We start from the raw sequence: 21,743 nt of genomic DNA on the forward strand, positions 1-21,743 counted from the left end.
ATTGGAGATCAATTTAGATTTTCTTGTAGAAAGGGGAATGAATGAAGAGCAGATAGATGAATTTCTGGTATATGCTAACGATAAAAGGTATCTTGCAAAAAAATACAGGAAAACTTTTAATAAAAGCGTGATCGAATCAGAACTAAGAATTGCTTTCATAGAATACGACAAGACCCACGTAATTAAAAATTAATAGTGCAATAAAACAATCATAATTAAATGAAAAATATAATTTTATTTATTGTTTTGTTTATATATGGAATTGCCTATTCGCAACAGATCGTTACGGGGAAAATAACAGATGATAATGACATTAATCTTGGATCAGTTACGGTCATCAACCTTTCAACAGATAAGAAAGTCTATAGTAATTCTTCGGGCGAGTTTTCTATTGAAGCTTCAAAAAATGATGAATTAAGGTTTGTAAGACCTGGATATGAAAGGATTTCTAAAAGAGTTTTTGCAGATGGTGTTGATTCTCAACTTTTCATAACAATGGTAAAAATTCCTGAAGAAATAGAGGAAGTAGAGGTAAAGAAATTATCCGGGGACCTGGCTAAGGATTCAAGAAGTGTTGCTAAAGTTGACAAAGGGGAAATTGTTCAGCAGGCAGTGGGCCTTCCACAACCTGTTGGAAAAATGAGGGAAAAACCGGCAGAAGTAAAACAGGTACTACTTCCGATACTTTTAGGGCAGCTGAATGTTCAGGGAGCCTTTGATCTCATTAGTGGAAAAGCAAGAAGACAAAAGCGTCAATACAGATATGACGATCTGCAGGACAATATTTTATGGGTGAGAAAGAGAGTGGATGATGATTATTTTACTAATGCAGGGATTCCTGCGGAAAGAATCTCGGAATTTATAGAGTTTTCTTTTGTTATCAAACCACAGGCTCGAACTTATGTAAAAGCAAGGAATCTCTCGGGGGTGCTGCTGAGATTAGAAGAAACTATGCCGGCATTTTTGGAACGATTAAAAAAGGATTGAACGATTTGTTAAAGAAATCTTAAAATTACGGAATAGAAATTGATGTATCCGTTCATAAGAAAATTTAAATTTAAATGACCAATCAATCAAATTCACAAAATTTTATGAACAGAAATATCATATTAATGGTTATTGCAGCCATTGGTTTTGTTCTTGGACTGGGACTACTGGGAAATGCTATTAAAAACAGAAATAAATCTGAAAATACAATCTCTGTAACTGGATTGGGAACAAAGCAATTTACATCAGACCTTATTACATGGTCCGGAAGTTTCTCAAAAAATAATTTTGACTTAAAACTTGCTTACGACGGGCTGCTTGCTGATAAAAAAGTGATCAATGATTATCTGATTTCAAAAGGAATAAAGCAAAATGAAATTATTTATTCCTCAGTAGACATTCAGAAACAATTTCGTAATTATAATGATGCCAATGGAAATAGTGTCCAGGGAGAATTTTCAGGATATAACCTAACGCAGACTGTTTCTATAGAAAGTAAGGAAGTGGCTAAGATCGAAAGCCTTTCAAGAAATATTACAGAGATTATCAATCGGGGAATAGAATTTACATCCTCTTCGCCATCTTATTTTTATACAAAGCTAACTGCTGTAAAGCAGGAAATGATCGCTACCGCTACAAAAGATGCCAGAGAACGCGCGGAAAAAATTGCGGAAAACTCAGGAAGTGGTCTTGGAAGTTTAAAAAAGGCAACCATGGGAGTTATCCAGATCACTGCACCTAATTCAAATGAAGATTATTCTTATGGTGGGGCTTTTAACACAACCTCTAAAGAGAAAGTGGCAAGTATCACGATAAAACTGGAGTATGAAGTGAATTAATAGGAACTGTAATAAACTTATTGACCATTTAAAGTTCTAAAATGTACGATAAAATTAAAGCCGGCAGATTGTGCTGGCTTTTTATATTTTAATGATAAACAACATCATAAATTTCTTCTTTTATCTTTTTAAGATCTGCAGGAGAATAATTAGCCAGCAACCATAAGTCTAAAGGCTGCTTACCTTCCCCGTAACTTGGCTGTACATACATTTCTTCTATTAATGAGAATCCGTTTTTCTGGTAAAAAGAATATCGTCTCTGAGCATCTTCCCCGATATGGGCTGGTTCAATTTCAAGAATAATCCTTGGATAATTTTTGAATAAGTATCCTGTAATATGAGAACCTAGTTTCTGGCTTCTGAACTCTGCAAAAACCTCAAAATGTTCTACGAAAATGTAATCGCTTAATTCCCAGAAAATAAGATATCCAATCACTTTAGATTCGTGCAATACAGAAATAACCTTCACATGAGGATTGCTGAATAACTTTACAAACTGATCCCAGTCTCTTCTTTCATCCTCGGGAAAGGTTGTGGAGTAGGAGTGATAAATATCTTTTATTTTGTAGTCTTCCGGTGAAGTTATAGGTAAAAATTCCATAATTATAAATCAAAAACACTTGGTCTCCTTGTGATGAAAATATCTTTAATCCAAAGCGTAAACGCTAATCCCAGATAGATAAGAAAAAAGAAACCCGCCGTGGCGAAAGTTGAGTAAATGAAGAATACCCGAAGTTTAGAAACAGGAATCCCAAGTTTAGCGCCCATTCTTGTAAGAACACCAAACCATTCTCTTTCCATTTTGTGACGGATATTATCAAGCATCTGAAGAATCTTTTAAAAGTTTAAATCCAATACTGCAATTTAAGCAATTTTTTTCTTCACAGGAATTTTTAAAATGATAAATGAGGCTTTGGGTTTCTAAGGAACTGGTAATTTTCATGTTCAGATTTTTCCAGGACTTAATAATGGTATTCTTTTCCGGGGCTATTTCTGCATAAAATTTTAATATATCGTCAGTAATTTCTTCATTATGATATTTATGGTAGGTGTATTTTAATGGCAGAATCGTATTTAATATAATCAGCTCGATAAAGTCATTACTTAATGTTTTAACCTGATTAACTGAGGAAATTTTCCCAAATTTAAAATGGGTATTCCAGTAGCCGGACGCCTGTACGTTCTTAAAAATTTCAAACAAGTCCTTACTATTTTTTGAATGTATGACTTTAGAAAATAAATTTTGATGCCGGTGATAAAGATCGGCTAGTTGTGAAAGTCTGATGGTAGGAAAATTAGGAGGTCTTAACCTTAAAAACTTAGGTGGAAACCTCATGTCCAGGATTCGGTATTTTACCTTTATGAACTGAAATTCCCGTTTCCAGATTTCCATTTGTTCGTCTTCCGGATACTCAAGCCACCCCGAAATTCCAAAGAATAAAGCTTCAAGATGTGTTGGGTTTTGCCTGATTTTATTGATGACACTGTAATCAATACTTTCAGCAATTTGTCTGAATATATAGGCATTTACTTTTAGTCCGAAAGAATAGGCAAGACTATGAAAGAGGATAGCTTCGAAATTGTTTTTTGACTGTTGTAAAGCATGTTCCAGTTCCTCTGATTTCTCATTTAGTTTTCTTAAAACATTTTCTTCGTGGAAATGAAGAGGAACATTACGCTGATCAAAAATACTTTAGCAGGGAATAAACTGATTTTCTTTGATGAGTTTCTCATACTTCCACAGAATATTTTCATCAATATAATTCTTCAGTTCAAGAGTAGGAATTTTTTTATCATTAAATTCTTCAATCACAATATCATTTTGAAAAACAACATGAAGAATAATATTTTGATAGTTGGGATCCCCGGAATGATTATGGAAGATCCAGTCTGAAGACTTTACATGAAGCTCTATGTTTCCACTCAGGATGAGGTTGTTGATTTTAATGGACGCCAGAAGAAAATCAGGCCCGGCATTGGTATTCCATTTCCCGAAATGTATGATCTCAACGGAATTTCCTTCAATATCCTTGAAGTCAAAATTTTTGAAAACTTTAAAGTTCCAAAGATATTGAAGTAATTTTTCCGTCATGAGTGTGTCACAAATATAATAGATCTATTATACTTTTGACAACTCGTTTTTAAAATTTTCTATGGTTGTTTTGTACATTTCTTCATATATAGGAAGAACGTTTTTCAAATCGAATTTTATCGCCTGTTCTTTCGCATTTATCTTCATTTTGGCTAAAAGTTCATCATTGCTCAATAACTTGATCGTATAGTTGCTCATAGCTTCTACATTTCCGATTTCAGCTAAGAATCCTGTTTCTCCCTGGACATTTACTTCAGGAATTCCTCCTGCGTTGGAACTGATCACCGGAGTATACGCTGCCATGGCTTCCAATGCAGCCAATCCAAAACTTTCCTGTTCTGATGGTAATAAGAAAACGTCAGAAAGCTGAAGAATTCTATACAGGTCATTTACCTTTCCAAGAAGCCTGATTTTAGAAATCAAATCCGGATTTTCTTCTAAAAACTGGTTCACCTTCTCCATATCCGGACCTTCTCCGATAATGATCAGTTTGGATTTTACCTTCTTATGAACATTCTTGAAAATTTGAAGAACTTCATCCACACGTTTTACAGGGCGAAGATTGGAAACGTGTATTAATATTTTTTCATCCGGATCAGCGAACTGCGTTCTCTGGCATTCATTACATTCATCAAATTCAGAATTGTCGATGAAATTCGTGATCACCTGGATTGGTTTTTTAATGTTGAAAAACTGTAGCGTGTCTTTTTTTTAAACTTTCAGATACAGAGGTAATTGCATCGGATTTGTTGATTGAAAACTCTACAGCATGTTTGTAGCTGGGATGTTGTCCTACCAAAGTAATATCTGTTCCGTGAAGTGTTGTTACCAAAGGAATGTCGTTATTATCTTCCTGTAGCATCTGTTTAGCCGTAAACGCTGCATAAGCATATGGAATGGCATAGTGTGCATGCAATAAATCCAGTTTATACAAATTAACAACTCTGTAGATCATCGAACTCAGTGCAATATCATAAGGTTGATATTGAAACAGGGGATAAGTTTGAACATTTACCCTATGAAAAAAAATATTAGGATTGGTAATATCGAGTCTCGCAGGAAGGGCTGAACTAATGAAATGGACTTCATAGCCTTTATTAGCAAGAGACATTCCCAGTTCTGTTGCTACGATACCGCTTCCGCCGTATGTTGGATAGCAAAGTATGCCTATTTTCATTGGAATATTATTGTTTTGATGTTGTAAATATAGTTGAATTCACTTTTGTTTCAGAAGCAGTTGCAGGATTCAAATCGAGTCCCATTCCTGCTTTTAGTTGATCATTAACAAGTACCGGAAGTCTTCCCTGGATCTTTGTCTTTCCCAATAGCGCATTAGCTGTTGCAATCATGGAATCGTCATTGTTTTCATAAGAAACAAGAACCGTGGAAATTTTTGAAATATCGATATCTTTTAAAGCATAAGCACTTCCAAATACATTTAAAATAACTTTTTGATTTTTAGTTAAATCAGCAAGAATCTTTTTAGATTCTCCGGAAATTTTATATGGTTTATATGCTGTTGCATTATCCTTATGAAGTCCTGCAATAACTATAGAATTAGCTGGAATTGTACTGATTTCGTCAGCTTTTTTAAGAATGATATTTGAACCTAGCTGATTGGCAAACGTCTGATAAGGAGCTTCTTCTAAAGGAACATAATACACTTGTTTTCCGGCAATGGGAAGTAGCTTTTGCTCATCTTTTAATAGGGTAAGTGCATTAGAATAAAGATTCTGAACCAAAAGTTTGTGTGAATCATTATTCAGGTCGTTATTAATGTTTTCAGGATTTTTGGGATTGTATTTATCCAGCCCTAAATAATATTTGGTCAGTAATATTTTTTTTACACTTTCTTCAACTCTTGATTGTGGAACTTCTCCATTGTCAATAGCCTTCTGAATTAATTTTTTTCCTTCAGACACTCCCTGCGAGAAAAGCATAATATCATTACCTGCTTTAAAGGCTAATGCATCTAATTCCCCGGGCTTATATTTATTGGCTACTGCACCCATATTGAGTGCGTCCGTAATAATGAGGCCTTTATACCCTAACTTCTCTTTTAAAAGTCCGGTGATAATATTTTTGGAAACCGAAGCCGGAATTCCTTTTCCCGATTCTAACGTTGGCACATATAAGTGAGCCACCATTACTCCACCGATACCTTTAGTCATAAGAGCCTTAAAAGGTGCCAATTCAACAGCATTCAGCCTTTCGAGTTGGTGAGGAACTACAGGAAGATCCAGATGTGAATCTGTACTGGTGTCCCCATGGCCAGGGAAATGCTTAATGGCTGCTAGTATGTTGTTGTCCTGTAATCCATTAGAATATGCTATTGCAGAGCTGATGACATTATCTACCTCTGAACCAAAGCTTCTGTTTCCAATGATTGGGTTATTAGGATTTGTATTCACATCAACTACCGGGGCAAAATCCCAATTGATTCCCATCCTCTTACAGTCTTCGGCAATTTTAGAGGACATCTGGTAAATAAGATTTTTATCCTGTATGGCTCCTAAAGTCATCGCCCATGGAAATTTGTGAGCCGCTGCGATTCTCTGATATAATCCCCATTCAGCATCCATTCCGATCATCAACGGAACTCTAGATTTTTGCTGAAACTCATTTACCAGAGATATTTCTCTTGCTGCATCATCCTGCATCAGAATCAATCCACCGATCTTATCACGGGTGACAATATTTCTTACCTGGTTGATATAATCCTCGCCTTTGTTGGTATAAAGAGCAACAATGAAAAGCTGTCCTAATTTTTCATCCTGGGAAAGCGATTTGTATGTTTGATTAACCCACTGGTTTGCTTTACTTACATCAGACTGTGAAATGCCCTTTGGTATATACTGGGCAGCGATTTTTGAACTGATAGATAAGAATATGAATAGAGAAGTGCAAACTATTTTGTTCATAACTTTTGAATAAGAACAAAAATACAATTAAAAAAATCATCAGAATGGATGTTTTTAAGTTTTTTGGTATATGTTTTGGATGTGCTTTATAAATAATATTAAAACTTTTATAAAAATGAAAAAATTTCTTCCAATCCTACTATTAGCTTTTGTCAGCTTATTTATATTCAGCTGTGATAATAAAGACGATGATAATAATTTTGTGGATCATGATACAATAGGGACTGCTTTTGACATTACCCCAACTTTTACGAAAACGAATGATAATTTATATCAGTATTCAGACGCATTTACAAATGAGTTAGTACAATCTGATGTTGTGCTTATTTACTTGCAAACGGGTCTTACCAATAACAATGCTCCAATCTGGAGATTACTTCCTTATACATTCTTTACTAATAACAACGTTGCTGTTGATTATTCATTTGATTTTAGCAAATTTGATATAGGAATTAATGTTAACTCAAGCTTGAATCTAACGGCTAATCCAACGTACTATACGAACAAAAGATTTAGAGTGGTAATCTTACCTGCTAATACAGGTGGGAAAAATTCCAAGACTGCAGCTGCTCCTGTAGATTATAATGATTATTACAGTGTAATTAAATATTATAATATTGACGAGTCTAAAATAAAGACTAAGAATTAAGATATATCTTTTCAGTTTTTTTATAATTAAAAAGGGCTCCGGAATTTATTCAGGAGCCCTTTGTTTATTTTTAATTATCATTGTCATCCAGAAGATGACCAAAATAATCTTTCTTTGTTTTTAAATAACCTCTGCTGATATCATTCGCGGGTATTTGCAAAGGAACCCTCGAATTAAGGTGGATGTTACTTTCCGTAACATATTTTACTTTTTCAGGGTTATTGGTCAAAAGATTGATGTCTTTTATTTCCAGCACATTTAAAATTTCAATGGCTACATTGAAGTTTCTGTCATCTGCTGGGAGACCAAGCTGTAGATTAGCTTCTACTGTATCAAATCCTTTTTCCTGTAAAGAATAAGCCTTTAACTTATTTATTATTCCAATGTTTCTTCCTTCCTGACGAAGGTAAACAATAACTCCTCCATTTTCATGGATATATTTCATGGCTGCATCTAATTGCTGCCCACATTCACATTTTTTTGAATGGAAAACTTCACCGGTAATACATTCTGAGTGGAAACGTACATTAACTGGTTTTGAAAAATCTGTATTTTCAGCGATAATAGCCATATGAGGCATCCAGTCATTTTCGTTTTCAGAGAAAGCGATCATTCGGAAAGTTCCGTGTTCCGTTGGAACGTTTGCTTCCGCTTGAATTTTAATCATTAATAATAAGGTCGTTGAACTAGTTTTTAATTTCCTTTAAGAGAATCCTCTATAACAGAAATATTGGTTTTTAACCTTACCAAATATCTGTTTAGGATTTCATCATCATCTTTTGGAAGATCCTGTCTGAGTTTCTGAATTTTTTTTATAAGATTTTTCAAAGCTTTTAATGGCTCTGTTCTTTCCTGAAATATTGTTGGCGTCAATTGCATACAAGTAATTCTGTAGGCTGTATTTTAGCGACAGAACCTCTTCATTTATACTAATAGTTTTGAATTTAGGAAAGGTGGAAATTAAATTGGATATTTCAGAAGCATTTACATTTTCTTTGATATTGATGTCTATGCTTTTTTTTAGTCCTCTATCAGAATCTGAACCTTTTGCTTCACTATAAAAATTATTAGACAACGGAGAAAAATTTAATTTTTCCGATGCGCAAGAAGAAGTTAGTATAAACAGTATTCCAAAAAAAAAATAATCTTTTCATTTTTGTTGCCCCTTTTGATAAAGGATTGGGTTAAGACTTTCATCATTATACATTTTCATTTGTTTGTATACTTTCATCTTAACATCACCGTTTTCAATATCAGTAAGCAACTGATTAATAGAAGTCGACAGATCCTCTTTCTGTATGAGAAGTACATCTAATTTTGCCTGGCAATTTAATCGATGTTCTTCTGAAGCAGATTCTCTGTTTGCTTCTAATGACATATGATAAACCTTTAACGCAAGTATTGATAATCTGTCTACAGCCCAAGCGGGTGTTTCTGTGTTTATCTTTGCATGAGGTTTAGGAGTTGTATTTTTAAATTTATCAAGAAACCAGCTGTCAATAAATTCCACCAGATCAGTTCTTTTCTGATTAGAGGCGTCTATTGTTCTCTTTAATTGAAGAGCTTCAACCGGATCTATGTTCTCATCTCTTATAATATCTTCCAAATGCCATTGAACGGTATCAATCCAGTTCTTTGCGTACAAAATTCGTTCCAAACTGTCTTTTTCGAAAGGATTATTAATTAGATGGTTAACGTCATCAAATACGTGGTAGTCTTCAATAGATTGATTGAAGACTTTCCATGCAGTCTCAGTGAAATTCATTAATTCTGAAGAATTTTAGTTGCTTGAAGGATTGTTCGTCGAAGAATTTTTATTTTCAGTAGGATTTTTATCTTCTTCCTTTACTGCGTCTTTGAATTCTTTGATCCCTGATCCAACACCTCTCATTAATTCCGGAATTTTTTTACCTCCAAAAAGTAAAACAAGCAGAATTGCTACGATAAGGATATGCTGCCATGATAAGGCAAGTATTGTTAATGTTTCCATTTCTAAATTTTTTACAAAGTTAGTCTTTTTTTAATAAGAAACCCACCCTAATGGATCAACAGGTGTAGTTCCGTTCCATACTTGGAAATCAAGGGTATAAGACCCATCAAAGTCTTGTCCTACAGTACCTACAATGGTGCCTGCGGAAACCTGCTGGCCTTTAGAAACATTGACACTTCCCAGATTTGAATAAATCGTAAAATAATTTCCGTGTTTCAGCATTACCGTTTTGGTTCCGTCACTGTTAGCCAGAACTGAAGATACAGATCCCGGGAATACTGATTTTGCCCGTGTACCCGATGGTACGGAGATTTTAATTCCGTTATTCTCTTCTGTAATATTTTTAAAAACAGGGTGTGGTTGTCTTCCGAAACGATGGGTGATCTGGCCTTTGTCAACAGGGAAGCCTAGCTTTCCTCTGTTTTCAGCAAAATTATTGCCTGCTGCAGTAGAAACTCCAAAATTCGTCATCGCTTTGGTTTCTGCTGCTTTTTTCTCGTCGTCTTTTCTCTTTTCTAATGCGGCCTCAGCTGCTTTTGCGGCTGCCAGTTTGCTGGCTGCTTCTTTTGCCCTTGCATTGGCTTCCGAAGAAGCTTTTGCTGCGGCTATTTTCCGAGCTTCATCCCTTGCATTAGCCTCTGCTCTAGCTGCTTCTTCTGTACGTTTTCTTTCCTCTTCAGCTCTTTTTGCGGCTAGCTCCTCGGCTCTTTTAGCTTCAGCTTCAGCTAATTTTCTTTCTCTTTCAAGTGCTTCTGCTCTTGCTCTATTTTCAGCTTCTATTCTTGCTTTTTCTCTTTCCGCTGCAATTTTAGCTAAACGGATTTTCTCAGCTTCAGCCTTTCTTCTGGCTTCTTCTTCCGCTTTTGCTATTCTGATTTCTTCTGCAATGATGCTTCTGATCTGCCCTTCAAGAGCTTTAGATTGAACTTGTTTTTGTTTTAATTCAGCAGTTAATTTCGATTCATTTTTCTTAAAATCCTCAACAAGCTGCTCTTTCTGAGCTCTTTCCACATTAATAGTAGCCAGATCTTTTTGTTGATCTATCAAAAGTTGTTGCTTATCTGCAACCGATTTTTGTCTTTGGGCAATTGTTTTTTTGATCTGATTTGCAGCGTCTGTAATTTCAGCCGCTTTTTTATCCTGATAGTCCGAATATTCTTTAAGATATTGAACTCTACGAATAGCTTCTCCAAGGTTTTTAGCAGAAAGAATAAAGGTTACTTTGTTTTGTACTCCCTTGTTTTTATAAGCATTCACTAAAACTTCTGCGTAATTTTTTCTAAGTACCGCCAATTCTTTATTTTGACGGTTGATCTCCAGTTGACGAAGATAAATATCATCTTCTATAAATCTTTTTTCCTTTTGAGTGTTGTTGTAAACTTTTTCTCTTAGGGTTAATTTTTTGTTGATATTATTAAGATAAGCTATGGAGAGTTTAGATTCGTTTCTTGTTTTAGCGAGATCTGAATTTATTTGTGTGATTTGTTTTTTAAGTTCAGCATTTTGCTTCTGCAATTGTTCTTTATTTTGTTGCCCATTGTGCAATCCGAACAATAAAATACCTATTAAAAAGCTAAATTTTTTAATCATTTAATTTCAATTTTCTTATAATTGGCTGGGACTGAATAGGCCACTTCCATCTTCGAAAAATCAAATTTCGTATTTTCTAATAAAATCTGGCTTGTTTTTGAACCTTTTATAATTATTTTAACATTTTTTGGTAGACGAATTTCATTATATTCAGCCCAATTGCTATAAGAAATTTCTAATTGGTCCGGAGATAAAACATCCTTTAACTGAACGTTCAGCAGATCATAATTATCATCATATTGTAATGAGATTTTATACTCTCTCGTTTTTTCATCAGTAACAATCTTTTGATTCACAGACGAAACCAACTGATAACCCTGCGCATTTTTTGTAAGGATGAACTGAGAATCGTTAACTTTTACGAAAGTTCGTCCAAGAAGTATTTTTTCCAGGGATTGATAATCGATGAAATTTACATTTAAGAGATGGTTCAGATATTCAAAGTCAGAATCGATATAGGATTTACTTGTCCGGTCAAATCCCTTTACTCCTTCCGGAGTAGCTATTCCTCTGGCAGCATTTATAAATAATACAGATAAATTCATCCATACTTTTTTATTTTTCTCAATATAGATCGTTGCATCCAGGGTAGGAACGAAATTTCCTGTTTCTACGTTAACTTTGCTGTTAATTTTAATCTGTTCGAATTGAGGAGGGATTATTACATGCTCGAAAAATGTAAGTTTATCCCTTACCGGTTCTCCTGCATCTTTTGGATTGTTGTTATTCTCCACAACTGTGCTGTCCTTAATTCCACCGTTGCCACTTTTGGAAACGTTCCGTGTTTTACAGGATGACAAGATAAGAAGTAATAAAACTAATGGGATCCAATTTTTCATGTATTTGTCTTTTCGATTAAAAATAATACTTTGCAATATTAACGCCAAACCACACAAAACATTTTGTGTGGTTTGAATATATCTTATTTATTGCTGCTTTTCTTATAACTATTTAGATAGAAAATCTAAAACAGAATAATCACCCAAAGAAATTTCTCTGGCAACTCCAAAATACTGTGCTGAATTACCAATCATAGAATTAGACAGGTTTCCATGGTTGATTCTTGTGTTTTCCTGGATCAACGAATTTTCAATATTAGAATTTACAATAATAGTATTGTTACCCAATGAAACCCCGGGACCTACCTTAGAATTCGAAATTTTTACATTTTCACCGATAAAGCAAGGCTGGATAATCAGCGAGTTTTCGATAACGGCCGAAGATGGATATTGAGACATCTCTTCTCTTTCGTAAGCAAGAATTTTGCTATTGGTTTCTACCGTAGCATTTTTGTTTCCACAATCCATCCAGTCATTTACTTTTCCTAAAGTGAATTTGGCACCTTTTGCTCTTAAGTTTTCCAATGCAGTTGTTAACTGATATTCTCCTCCATTTTTTATATCATTATCCATGATATAATTGATTTCATCCATTAACTTCTCAGCACTGTTAAAGTAATAAATACCTATAATGGCTAGGTCGGACACAAAGGTTGTTGGCTTCTCAACAAAATCTGTAATAAAACCATAATTGTCTAATTTCACAACACCAAATGCAGAAGGATCTTCTACACTTTTCACCCAGATAACACCATCTGAATTCTTATCAAGCTGGAAGTCCGCACGGAAAAGAGTATCAGCAAACGCGATAACTACATTGCCCTGCATAGAGTCTTCCGCACATTTAATGGCATGAGCCGTTCCCAAAGGGTCATTTTGATAATATATGCTTCCTTTTGCACCTAGTTTTTCTGCAATATGAATCAGGGATTTTTCAATTTCAGGGCCAAAATCTCCGATAATAAAGGCTACTTCTTCAATTTCTTCACCGGCAACTTTAGCAATGTCTTCTACAAGCCTTTGTACAATTGGTTTTCCGGCAATGGGAATCAAAGGTTTAGGAACGGTTAGTGTATGTGGACGTAATCTGGAACCACGTCCAGCCATTGGAACGATAATTTTCATAAGTTATATTAGGGTATTTTTAGTTGTTTTTAATCTGATGGCTGTCTTCATAAATAAAGCCATAGTATTGAAAGGGTGTATTATTTTAAATATTTGTTTAATTTTTCAAATCATTAGCATCAAAATAGAGACCAAAGTTTAGTTTTTTCTCATTCTTGCTAATAACATATTTTTCTCAGTATATAATAGAATTCCTGTGTAGAACAAAAACAATAGGTTCCCGATCCAGAAGTTATAGTCGGACACATTCGCTATGATATAACTGAAAACTCCCAAAAGTAATATGAAAAATGCGATTTTTTTCATTCGGTAGGGGATAGGATAATATTTTTGGCCCAGGAAATAAGATAGTACCATCATGGTAAAATAAGCAGCTAACGTTACCCATGCCGAAACCATAAAGCCATATTTTGGTAAAAGCACAAGATTCAAAACAATGGTAAGAATAGCTCCGGTCCATGAAATATATGTTCCTACACGTGTTCTGTCTGTTACTTTATACCAGGTTGAAAGGTTATAATATATTCCGAAAAACAAGTTGGCAATTACAATAATAGGAATAATGTTGATGGCGATCCAATAAGAACTATTGGGAACCAGAAGAAGCTTTATCCATGATACATTCGCAATAATTCCCAATGCAACGATGGAGGCAAAAAAAGAAAAATATTCAGTTACTTTCGCATAGGTTAGTTTTGCATTTTCATTTTGCATTTGTTTGAAGAAAAATGGTTCGATTCCCATTCTGTATGCCGTTACAAACAGCGTCATGAGTACCGCCATCTTGTAGCATCCCCCATAGGCTCCTGCTGAGCTGTCATCAATAATGAATTTTTGAATAAATTTATCAAAATTTTCATTCACCATAAATGCAAGACCAGCAATCATTATCGGCCAGGAATATTTGATCATCTGAAGGAAAAGACCTTTAGAGAATTGGAATTTAAGCTTCAGAATAATAGGAAAAACCAGAAGAAATCCCAAAAAGCTTGCGACTAAATTACTATAAAACGGATAAGTTACTTTTTCCTGTAGCCCAAATTTGGAGCTAATCGTTTCAGGAATGTATAAAAATAAAGCAATTACAAAAATACTTTGAAATACTGCCTGAATTACCCTTACAGCAGCATATTTTATTGGTTTGTTATGGAACCTTAGCCATGCCAGAGGAATGACAAGAAGATTGTCAAAAAAAAGCAATCCATGCAAACCATCGTATAAATTCAGGAGTCTTTGAATAGCCAAAAACATCGGCAATAGGCTGGTTAAAAAGCAATACCACGATAAGGAAGACAAGAGATAAAGTGGCTAAAAACCAAAAAGAGGTATTAAAGACTTTTTGCTCGTCATTCTTGTTGGAGGAAAATCTGAAGTAAGCCGTTTCGAAGCCGAAAGAAAGAACAATATTAACAAAAGAAATTAATGCATACAGATTGGTGAAGATGGCAAAATCATTAACATTAATATGCTTAATGAATAAATAATTCAGCAATACTACAATCACTCTCGGCATAATTGCCCCTATTCCATAGATAATAGTTTCGTTAAGAAGTTTTTTCAAAATGCGAAATTTCTTGCAAATGTAAATATTTAGAAATTGATTTTTTATCAGGGATATTAAAATTCATTCATAAACCTTAATTTTGCAAGGAATATAAAGTCTAAAGAAAAGTAAATGAGGACCCTTATCAAAAATGCTACTATCGTAAATGAAGGAAAAATCTTTGAAAGCGATATTTTAATTGAAGACGATTTAATTTCTAAAATACAACCCCATATTTCTGATGAAGCAGATCAGATTATTGTTGGCTCCGGAAAATATCTTTTACCCGGGGTGATTGATGATCAGGTGCATTTTCGTGAACCGGGATTAACCCATAAAGGAGATATTGAAAGTGAATCAAGAGCAGCAATTGCTGGTGGGATTACCAGTTTTATTGATCAGCCGAATACTGTACCTAACGCTGTAACGCAGGAATTGTTGGCGGATAAATATGAAATAGGATCCCAAAAAGCATACGCTAATTACGGATTTATGATGGGAGGGACGAATGATAATCTTGAAGAGGTGCTTAAAACCAATCCGAGAAATGTTCCGGGAATCAAGTTATTCTTAGGTTCTTCTACAGGAAATATGCTGGTTGACAATCCTGAAACCCTTGAAAATATTTTCAGCAATACAAAAATGCTGATTGCTGTTCACTGTGAAGATGAAGCAACGATAAGAGCAAATACCCAGAAATACATGGAACAATATGGAGATGATATTCCTGTTAAGTTTCATCATCTCATCAGAAGTGAAGAAGCTTGTTATAAATCTTCCTCCAAAGCCATCGAATTAGCAGAAAAAACAGGAGCGAGACTCCATGTTTTCCATCTGTCAACAGCTATAGAGACAGCCTTGTTCAGAAATGACATTCCTTTAAAAGATAAAAAGATCACCGCGGAAGTTTGTGTACACCATTTAACATTTACCAATGATGATTATGAAACAAGAGGCGGTCTAATTAAATGGAATCCGGCAGTAAAGACTCAGAAGGACAAAGACGGACTTTGGGAAGCTCTTTTAGATGGTAGAATTGATGTAATTGCTACCGATCATGCTCCTCATACCTGGGAAGAAAAACAAAATGTTTATACAAAATGTCCATCCGGAGCACCGTTGGTTCAGCATTCATTAAATGTGATGCTCGAAAATTTCAGAAATGGGAAAATTTCTCTGGAAAAGATCGTTGAAAAGATGTCCCATAATCCCGCAATTCTTTTCAGAATAGAGAAAAGAGGTTTTATAAGAGAAGGATATAAAGCAGATTTGGTTTTGGTGGATTTAAATGAAAACTGGACAGTAAATAAAGAAAACATTCTTTATAAATGTGGTTGGAGTCCTTTAGAAGGTATGAATTTTCATTCTAAAATTACCCAGACATTTGTCAATGGGAATCTTGTATTCGATAATGGAAAAATTGCTGACGAAAAATTTGGTGAGCGATTACTTTTTGAAGTTGAGGAGTAAGTTGGAAGATTGAAAACCCAGCTCTGTATATAATAAAGAAAAAGACTACTCACTGTAGTCTTTTTTTATTTTTGTTTCGAAAAATTGATCTTGAAAATCTGCAGACTGATTATTTTTTTGCTTTGCCACTCATATAAAAACTGAGTTTTCCACCTTTTATAATATCGGAATGCTTTAAAGTAAAGTTTTTAATTTCTTTACCATTTAAAAGAATCTTTTGAACATATACATTTTGTGGACTCTGATCAATTGCTTCAATTTCAAACGTTTTTCCATTTTCCAGATTAAGTACTGCGTAATCAACTGCCGGGCTTCCAATCGCATAATCTTCTGAACCCGGAGCTACCGGATAAAATCCGAGTGAGCTTAAAATATACCATGCACTCATCTGTCCTGTATCATCGTTTCCGCCCAATCCATCAGGAGTAGCTTTATATTGCATTTCAAGAATATGGCGAATCTTGGCTTGTGTTTTCCATGGCTGCCCAGCCCAGTTATACAGGTAAGCTACATGATGAGCGGGTTCATTACCATGGACATATCCTCCAATGATTCCTTCTCTCGTAATGTCTTCAGTATCGGCAAAAAATTCATCGGATAAATGCATTGTGAACAATTCATCAAGTTTGGATGCAAATTTTTTCTTTCCTCCCATGATGGTAATAAGTTCATCGGGGTTTTGTGGAACGAAAAAGCTATAATTCCACGAATTACCTTCAATAAATCCCTGTCCGTGAGTACTCAGAATATCGAAATCCTTTTTGAAACTTCCATCTGCTAAACGGGGCCGCATGAAACCAATACTTTTATCAAAATTATTTTTCCAGTTTTCAGAACGTGTAATAAATTGATTGTAAATTTCTGTTTCTCCTAAATGTTTTGCCAGTTGAGCAATTGCCCAGTCATCATAGGCGTATTCCAGAGTATTGGACACAGAAGTCCCGCTTTTTTCAGCAGGAATATATCCTAAATCAATATATTGCCCAATTCCTTCATAATCCCTTTTATTTGCTGTTGCAACACAGGCATAGAGCGCTTCTTTTGCATCACCGGTATAAACACCTTTGATGATAGCATCTGAAACAACACTCACACTGTGATAACCACTCATGCACCAGTTTTCATTGGCGTAATGAGACCAGATCGGGAGCATTTTCAAAGAGAACTGGTTATAGTGGGCCATCATGGATTTTACAATGTCATTATTTCGTTTAGGCTGAATAATATTAAATAAGGGATGTAATGCCCGATAGGTATCCCAGAGGGAAAATGTAGTATAATTGGTAAAACCATCTGCTTTATGAATATTCTGATCTAAACCTTTGTATTCTCCATTGCTATCCATATATATTGTTGGATTAATAAAGGTATGGTACATGGCGGTATAGAAATTGGTCTTTTCGGTATCGGAACCTTTAATGATGATTTTATTCAGCTCTTTATTCCAATTTTCCTGTGTTTGGGCTTTTACCTGATCAAAAGATAAATTTCCTGTTTCTTTCTCCAGATTATCAAGAGCATTGTTTTGGCTCACCGGGGATAAAGCAAGTTTTACCTCAATGGCTTCATTTTCATTGGTGTCAAAATCAAAATTCATTTTCAGATTTTTTCCGGCTATTTCCGGGAAATTTTTAGTCTGGTCGAATTTTCTCCAGAATCCTCCATACACTTGCTTTCCATCATAATTTTTCTGTCCGTATGATTTGAATGGTTTTGAAAACTGTATCGCAAAGTATACTGTTCTGGTTCTTGCCCAACCATTAGTCTGTCTGTATCCGGTAATGGTATGATCATTTTCTACCCGAACATATGTCCAGACATTCTTTCCTTCGTAATTATAAATTCCGGCCATCAGATCCAGAATAATGTGGGCCTGATCAGACTTTGGAAAAGTATATCGCTGAACTCCCACTCTTGTAGTAGCTGTAAGCTCTGCCAAAATATTAGAGTCATCCAGTTTCACTTTATAATAACCGGCTTCTGCTTTTTCATTCTGATGAGAGAACCTGCTTCTGTAACCACTTTCCGGATGAGAAGCGGTGCCCGGATTAAACTGAAGTTTTCCAACAGTAGGCATCATTAGAAAATCTCCTAAATCAGAATGCCCGGTTCCACTAAAGTGTGTAGAGCTGAAACCGACGATGGTTTTGTCTTCGTAGCGGTAGCCAGCACAGTATTTATAGACTTCTCCATTATATTTTCCATTAAGTTCATATGAAATGGTATCTGTTTCAGGGCTGAGCTGTACGGAACCAAAAGGAAAAGTGGCTCCGGGATAGGTGTGTCCCATTTTTTCAGTACCTATAAGTGGATTTACATATTGAACTAGTTTTTCAAATTTTTGAGCATTATAATTAAGGCTAAAAAACAGGAAGAATAAAAGAAATGGAGTTCCTGATATTTTCATGGATGCATAAATTTTAGAGTGGTAAAATTAAATAAAAAACAAAGAACAATTATTTATAACATTTATTTATAAACTTATTCTGAGCTTTATCCGTTGAATATTTATTATTTTTAGGAAAAATTAAATCGTATGAATCTGTATACACAACCAATGTTGCGTGAAGACGCATTAAAAGATAAAGTAGCTATTGTAACGGGAGGAGGAAGCGGCTTGGGAAAAGCAATGACCAGATATTTTCTTCAATTGGGCGCTAAAGTGGTGATTACTTCAAGGAATATCGAAAAATTACAAGGAACGGCCAAAGAACTGGAAGAGGAAACAGGAGGAAAAGTGCTATGTGTGGCTTGTGATGTGAGAAACTGGGATGAAGTGGAAGCTATGAAGGAAGCCGCATTAAAGGAGTTCGGAAGGATTGATATTTTGCTTAATAATGCCGCCGGGAACTTTATTTCTCCTACAGAAAGATTAACACATTCTGCATTTGATTCTATTTTAGATATTGTTTTAAAGGGAACAAAAAACTGCACACTTTCCGTAGGAAAACATTGGATAAATTCCAAAACTCCCGGAACTGTTTTAAATATTGTAACGACTTATTCGTGGACAGGTTCTGCTTATGTCGTTCCTTCCGCATGTGCTAAAGCAGGAGTTTTGGCAATGACTCGGTCTTTAGCGGTAGAATGGGCAAAATATGGAATACGTTTTAATGCAATCGCTCCGGGACCTTTCCCTACAAAAGGAGCATGGGATCGATTATTGCCGGGAGATCTCCAGGAGAAATTCGATATGAGAAAAAAAGTTCCGTTGAGAAGAGTCGGAGAGCATCAGGAGCTGGCTAATTTAGCAGCTTACCTAGTTTCGGATTATTCTGCTTATATGAACGGAGAGGTTGTTACTATAGATGGTGGTGAATGGTTGCAAGGAGCAGGAGAGTTTAATATGTTGGAAGATATTCCTCAGGAAATGTGGGATGCTTTAGAGGCAATGATCAAGTCTAAAAAATCAAATTAATTCAAAATAAGTTAAAAAATCCCGGATTTGTAACAATTCCGGGATTTTTTTTACCTATCCATTAAGTAAGTATATAAATTTTTAAAATGAAGTGTAAAGTATCAACCTTTGTTTCTGCGATAGCGGTTTTTCTGTTTTCAGGATCTGCTTTTGCTCAGGAAACACCTAAATATGATTATGTAGAGGCATTTAAGCCGTTTTTCTATCCACAAACAGGCACGGAAAACCGTTCTGCAAGTGGACAGCCGGGACATGCTTATTGGCAAAATTCTGCAGACTATAATCTTAACATAAATTTAAATGACACTAAAAATGAGTTAACCGGTACTGCTGAAATAAAATATACCAATAACAGCCCAGATCAGCTGAGTTTTCTTTGGCTTCAGCTCGATCAGAATTTGTTTAATCAGGATTCCCGTGGTAATGCGGTAGTTCCTATTTCAGGAAGTAGAAATGGAGCCCATGGAGAAAAATTGGAGGGTGGTTACAAAATTAAATCGGTAAAACTTGATGGTAAAGATGTAAAATATACGATTACCGACACCAGAATGCAGATTGATTTACCAAAGGCTTTGAAGGCAAAAGGAGGAGTGGCGAAAATTAGTATTGATTATTCATTTATTTCTCCTGAATATGGTTCTGATAGGATGGGTGTACAGGAAACTAAAAATGGTAAAGTTTTTACGATTGCACAATGGTATCCGAGGATGTGTGTGTATGATGACGTTCTGGGATGGAATACGTTGCCATATCTGGGGGCTTCGGAGTTTTATCTGGAATATGGAAATATCAATGCCAATATAACTGTTCCTGCTAATCATTATGTTGTTGCCTCAGGGGAACTTCTTAATGGGAAAGAAGTGTATAGCAAGGAGGAAAATAACCGTTGGGAACAGGCAAGAAATAGTGATAAAACTGTAATGATCCGCCCTGAATCGGAGATAGGTAAAAATCAATCTTCAGGAACGAAAACATGGAAGTTTAAAATAGAACAGGCCAGGGATTTTGCATGGGCATCATCTTCTGCATTTGTTTTAGATGCGGCAAGAATTAATCTGCCGAGTGGCAAGAAGTCTTTGGCAATATCAGCGTATCCGGCTGAAAGTGGAGGTGAAAAAGCCTGGGGAAGATCTACCGAATACACGAAAGCTGCGATAGAACATTATTCTCAGAAATGGTATGAATATACCTATCCTGCAGCTACAAACGTTGCGGGTAATGAAGGTGGAATGGAGTATCCGGGTATTGTGTTTTGCCATATGGATTCCAAGGGAGATGATCTTTGGGGAGTTACGGATCATGAATTCGGACACAACTGGTTTCCAATGATTGTGGGATCTAATGAAAGGTTATTTGCCTGGATGGATGAAGGTTTTAATACATTCATTAATCAGCTTTCTACTGAAGCCTTCAATAAAGGGGAGTATTACAAAAAGCAAAATATTGCACAAACAGGAAGTTATCTGATGAGCGATAATTTTGAACCGATTATGGTAGGACCGGATAATATGAAAGAACACAGTATCGGAGTTCTTGCTTATTTCAAACCGGGTATGGGCTTAGGCATTTTGAGAGAGTCAATCCTTGGACCTGAAAAATTTGATAAAGCATTTAAAACATATATAGATCGTTGGGCTTTCAAACATCCTACTCCCTGGGATTTTTTCCATACCATGGAAAACGTTTCGGGTGAAGAGCTTAATTGGTTTTGGCGAGGATGGTTCTTTAATAAATGGAAAATTGATCAATCCGTTAAAAGTGTAAAATATATAAGTGGTGACTTTAAAAATGGAGCTCAGATTACGGTAGAAAACCTAGGGCAATTACCTATGCCAACTACAGTTCAAGTAAGATTTAAAGACGGGACAACACAAATTGTAAAGCTTCCGGTTGAGGTTTGGAAACGTAATAAAGAATGGACTTTTCAAATTGAATCTGCTAAGGAAATCGAAGAGGTAAAGGTGGATCCTAATTCTCAGATTCCCGATATCAATCCGAAAAACAATTCTGCTTCTGTAACAGATACCAAGAAAATTGATAAAATTGATCCTAAAGATTTTACAGGGACATTTGGAAGCAAAGAAATTCCATTAAAGCTGACATTTAAAGTAAAAAACGGACAACTTTTCGGCCAGGCCGGTGGAGATGCACAATTTCCTCTTGAATACAACGGAGATAATAAGTTTCTTTTCGGGCAGTCTGTTTTTACATTTGCTAAAGACAAGAAAACAATGACGATTACTCAGGGTGAAAAGGAAATTAAATTAACGAAGGAATAAT

20 protein-coding genes and 2 pseudogenes are annotated in these 21,743 nt (G+C 35.4%); 7 read left to right on the forward strand and 15 right to left on the reverse strand.

Annotated features, from left to right (window positions below; genetic code table 11):
• Nucleotide 1: 1 nt before the first annotated feature.
• The 3 genes from ACJ5H0_RS15210 (at nt 2) to ACJ5H0_RS15220 (ending at nt 1,826) form a co-directional block, all read left to right on the forward strand.
• Nucleotides 2-193 (forward strand): hypothetical protein, encoded by a 192-nt coding sequence (locus ACJ5H0_RS15210; protein WP_411250165.1) that lies wholly within the window; start codon nt 2-4, stop codon nt 191-193.
• Between the two features lie 26 nt (nt 194-219).
• On the forward strand, nt 220-987 hold the full coding sequence (locus ACJ5H0_RS15215) for a carboxypeptidase-like regulatory domain-containing protein (RefSeq protein WP_273650604.1): 768 nt from the start codon (nt 220-222) through the stop codon (nt 985-987).
• A 104-nt stretch (nt 988-1,091) separates the two neighbouring features.
• Nucleotides 1,092-1,826 (forward strand): SIMPL domain-containing protein, encoded by a 735-nt coding sequence (locus ACJ5H0_RS15220; RefSeq protein ID WP_411250167.1) that lies wholly within the window; start codon nt 1,092-1,094, stop codon nt 1,824-1,826.
• An 88-nt stretch (nt 1,827-1,914) separates the two neighbouring features.
• Here ACJ5H0_RS15220 and ACJ5H0_RS15225 read toward each other — a convergent pair whose 3' ends face one another.
• The 5 genes and pseudogenes from ACJ5H0_RS15225 to ACJ5H0_RS15245 form a co-directional block, all read right to left on the reverse strand.
• Nucleotides 1,915-2,427 (reverse strand): GNAT family N-acetyltransferase, encoded by a 513-nt coding sequence (locus ACJ5H0_RS15225; protein WP_411250169.1) that lies wholly within the window; start codon nt 2,425-2,427, stop codon nt 1,915-1,917.
• 2 nt (nt 2,428-2,429) lie between these two features.
• Nucleotides 2,430-2,651, reverse strand: a complete 222-nt coding sequence (locus ACJ5H0_RS15230) for a PspC family transcriptional regulator (protein ID WP_007839346.1) — start codon at nt 2,649-2,651, stop codon at nt 2,430-2,432.
• Nucleotides 2,644-3,918 (reverse strand): annotated as a pseudogene (locus ACJ5H0_RS15235) (DUF2851 family protein). The gene ACJ5H0_RS15230 and the pseudogene ACJ5H0_RS15235 overlap by 8 nt, the downstream one beginning before the upstream one ends.
• A 27-nt stretch (nt 3,919-3,945) precedes the next feature.
• Nucleotides 3,946-5,095, reverse strand: a pseudogene (gene bshA / locus ACJ5H0_RS15240) (N-acetyl-alpha-D-glucosaminyl L-malate synthase BshA).
• 7 nt (nt 5,096-5,102) lie between these two features.
• Nucleotides 5,103-6,839: a glycoside hydrolase family 3 protein gene (locus tag ACJ5H0_RS15245; RefSeq protein ID WP_411250172.1), complete on the reverse strand. Its 1,737-nt coding sequence runs from the start codon at nt 6,837-6,839 to the stop codon at nt 5,103-5,105.
• A 202-nt stretch (nt 6,840-7,041) separates the two neighbouring features.
• Here ACJ5H0_RS15245 and ACJ5H0_RS15250 point away from each other — a divergent pair, with 202 nt between their 5' ends.
• The gene (locus ACJ5H0_RS15250) at nt 7,042-7,488 is read left to right on the forward strand and encodes a hypothetical protein (protein WP_411250174.1); all 447 of its coding nucleotides are present in this window, start codon (nt 7,042-7,044) and stop codon (nt 7,486-7,488) included.
• Nucleotides 7,489-7,558: 70 nt separating this feature from the next.
• Here the strand turns inward: ACJ5H0_RS15250 and ribA are convergent, their stop codons facing one another.
• The 9 genes from ribA to ACJ5H0_RS15295 all read right to left on the reverse strand — a co-directional run bounded on the left by ribA (nt 7,559) and on the right by ACJ5H0_RS15295 (nt 14,593).
• Complete coding sequence (gene ribA / locus ACJ5H0_RS15255; protein ID WP_273650609.1) at nt 7,559-8,155, reverse strand: GTP cyclohydrolase II; 597 nt, start codon at nt 8,153-8,155, stop codon at nt 7,559-7,561.
• 105 nt (nt 8,156-8,260) lie between these two features.
• A complete protein-coding gene (locus tag ACJ5H0_RS15260) occupies nt 8,261-8,563 on the reverse strand; it encodes a hypothetical protein (RefSeq protein WP_411250176.1) in 303 nt (100 codons plus the stop codon).
• Between the two features lie 75 nt (nt 8,564-8,638).
• Nucleotides 8,639-9,253: a DUF4254 domain-containing protein gene (locus ACJ5H0_RS15265; protein WP_172284326.1), complete on the reverse strand. Its 615-nt coding sequence runs from the start codon at nt 9,251-9,253 to the stop codon at nt 8,639-8,641.
• Nucleotides 9,254-9,268: 15 nt separating this feature from the next.
• Nucleotides 9,269-9,478, reverse strand: a complete 210-nt coding sequence (locus ACJ5H0_RS15270; protein WP_172284324.1) for a twin-arginine translocase TatA/TatE family subunit — start codon at nt 9,476-9,478, stop codon at nt 9,269-9,271.
• A gap of 30 nt (nt 9,479-9,508) precedes the next feature.
• Nucleotides 9,509-11,068, reverse strand: a complete 1,560-nt coding sequence (locus ACJ5H0_RS15275; RefSeq protein ID WP_172284322.1) for a peptidoglycan DD-metalloendopeptidase family protein — start codon at nt 11,066-11,068, stop codon at nt 9,509-9,511.
• Nucleotides 11,065-11,907: a DUF4292 domain-containing protein gene (locus tag ACJ5H0_RS15280; protein WP_345990810.1), complete on the reverse strand. Its 843-nt coding sequence runs from the start codon at nt 11,905-11,907 to the stop codon at nt 11,065-11,067. Before ACJ5H0_RS15280 ends, ACJ5H0_RS15275 begins: the two co-directional genes overlap by 4 nt.
• A gap of 108 nt (nt 11,908-12,015) precedes the next feature.
• Nucleotides 12,016-13,032 (reverse strand): sugar phosphate nucleotidyltransferase, encoded by a 1,017-nt coding sequence (locus tag ACJ5H0_RS15285; RefSeq protein ID WP_172284320.1) that lies wholly within the window; start codon nt 13,030-13,032, stop codon nt 12,016-12,018.
• 138 nt (nt 13,033-13,170) lie between these two features.
• On the reverse strand, nt 13,171-14,277 hold the full coding sequence (locus tag ACJ5H0_RS15290) for a lipopolysaccharide biosynthesis protein (RefSeq protein ID WP_411250182.1): 1,107 nt from the start codon (nt 14,275-14,277) through the stop codon (nt 13,171-13,173).
• On the reverse strand, nt 14,219-14,593 hold the full coding sequence (locus ACJ5H0_RS15295) for a lipopolysaccharide biosynthesis protein (RefSeq protein ID WP_411250184.1): 375 nt from the start codon (nt 14,591-14,593) through the stop codon (nt 14,219-14,221). Before ACJ5H0_RS15295 ends, ACJ5H0_RS15290 begins: the two co-directional genes overlap by 59 nt.
• Nucleotides 14,594-14,707: 114 nt before the next feature.
• Here ACJ5H0_RS15295 and ACJ5H0_RS15300 point away from each other — a divergent pair, with 114 nt between their 5' ends.
• On the forward strand, nt 14,708-16,045 hold the full coding sequence (locus ACJ5H0_RS15300) for a dihydroorotase (protein ID WP_411250186.1): 1,338 nt from the start codon (nt 14,708-14,710) through the stop codon (nt 16,043-16,045).
• 109 nt (nt 16,046-16,154) lie between these two features.
• Here the strand turns inward: ACJ5H0_RS15300 and ACJ5H0_RS15305 are convergent, their stop codons facing one another.
• Nucleotides 16,155-18,452 (reverse strand): GH92 family glycosyl hydrolase, encoded by a 2,298-nt coding sequence (locus tag ACJ5H0_RS15305; RefSeq protein WP_411250187.1) that lies wholly within the window; start codon nt 18,450-18,452, stop codon nt 16,155-16,157.
• Between the two features lie 129 nt (nt 18,453-18,581).
• Here ACJ5H0_RS15305 and ACJ5H0_RS15310 point away from each other — a divergent pair, with 129 nt between their 5' ends.
• Nucleotides 18,582-19,463: an SDR family oxidoreductase gene (locus tag ACJ5H0_RS15310; protein ID WP_172284316.1), complete on the forward strand. Its 882-nt coding sequence runs from the start codon at nt 18,582-18,584 to the stop codon at nt 19,461-19,463.
• An 86-nt stretch (nt 19,464-19,549) separates the two neighbouring features.
• The gene (locus ACJ5H0_RS15315; protein WP_411250191.1) at nt 19,550-21,742 is read left to right on the forward strand and encodes a M1 family metallopeptidase; all 2,193 of its coding nucleotides are present in this window, start codon (nt 19,550-19,552) and stop codon (nt 21,740-21,742) included.
• Nucleotide 21,743 lies beyond the last annotated feature (1 nt).

The sequence above is a fragment of the Chryseobacterium proteolyticum genome, from assembly GCF_046591535.1.
GTDB classification, from domain to species: domain Bacteria; phylum Bacteroidota; class Bacteroidia; order Flavobacteriales; family Weeksellaceae; genus Chryseobacterium; species Chryseobacterium proteolyticum.

Bases quoted from the DNA above. Each gene is read 5' to 3' on its own strand.
- ACJ5H0_RS15310 (WP_172284316.1), top strand. From the start codon at position 18,582: ATGAATCTGTATACACAACCAATGTTGCGTGAAGACGCATTAAAAGAT.
- ACJ5H0_RS15300 (WP_411250186.1), top strand. From the start codon at position 14,708: ATGAGGACCCTTATCAAAAATGCTACTATCGTAAATGAAGGAAAAATC.
- ACJ5H0_RS15245 (WP_411250172.1), bottom strand. From the start codon at position 6,839: ATGAACAAAATAGTTTGCACTTCTCTATTCATATTCTTATCTATCAGT.
- ACJ5H0_RS15280 (WP_345990810.1), bottom strand. From the start codon at position 11,907: ATGAAAAATTGGATCCCATTAGTTTTATTACTTCTTATCTTGTCATCC.
- ACJ5H0_RS15220 (WP_411250167.1), top strand. From the start codon at position 1,092: ATGAACAGAAATATCATATTAATGGTTATTGCAGCCATTGGTTTTGTT.
- ribA (WP_273650609.1), bottom strand. From the start codon at position 8,155: ATGATTAAAATTCAAGCGGAAGCAAACGTTCCAACGGAACACGGAACT.
- ACJ5H0_RS15305 (WP_411250187.1), bottom strand. From the start codon at position 18,452: ATGAAAATATCAGGAACTCCATTTCTTTTATTCTTCCTGTTTTTTAGC.
- ACJ5H0_RS15275 (WP_172284322.1), bottom strand. From the start codon at position 11,068: ATGATTAAAAAATTTAGCTTTTTAATAGGTATTTTATTGTTCGGATTG.
- ACJ5H0_RS15225 (WP_411250169.1), bottom strand. From the start codon at position 2,427: ATGGAATTTTTACCTATAACTTCACCGGAAGACTACAAAATAAAAGAT.
- ACJ5H0_RS15285 (WP_172284320.1), bottom strand. From the start codon at position 13,032: ATGAAAATTATCGTTCCAATGGCTGGACGTGGTTCCAGATTACGTCCA.
- ACJ5H0_RS15315 (WP_411250191.1), top strand. From the start codon at position 19,550: ATGAAGTGTAAAGTATCAACCTTTGTTTCTGCGATAGCGGTTTTTCTG.
- ACJ5H0_RS15265 (WP_172284326.1), bottom strand. From the start codon at position 9,253: ATGAATTTCACTGAGACTGCATGGAAAGTCTTCAATCAATCTATTGAA.
- ACJ5H0_RS15270 (WP_172284324.1), bottom strand. From the start codon at position 9,478: ATGGAAACATTAACAATACTTGCCTTATCATGGCAGCATATCCTTATC.
- ACJ5H0_RS15230 (WP_007839346.1), bottom strand. From the start codon at position 2,651: ATGCTTGATAATATCCGTCACAAAATGGAAAGAGAATGGTTTGGTGTT.
- ACJ5H0_RS15215 (WP_273650604.1), top strand. From the start codon at position 220: ATGAAAAATATAATTTTATTTATTGTTTTGTTTATATATGGAATTGCC.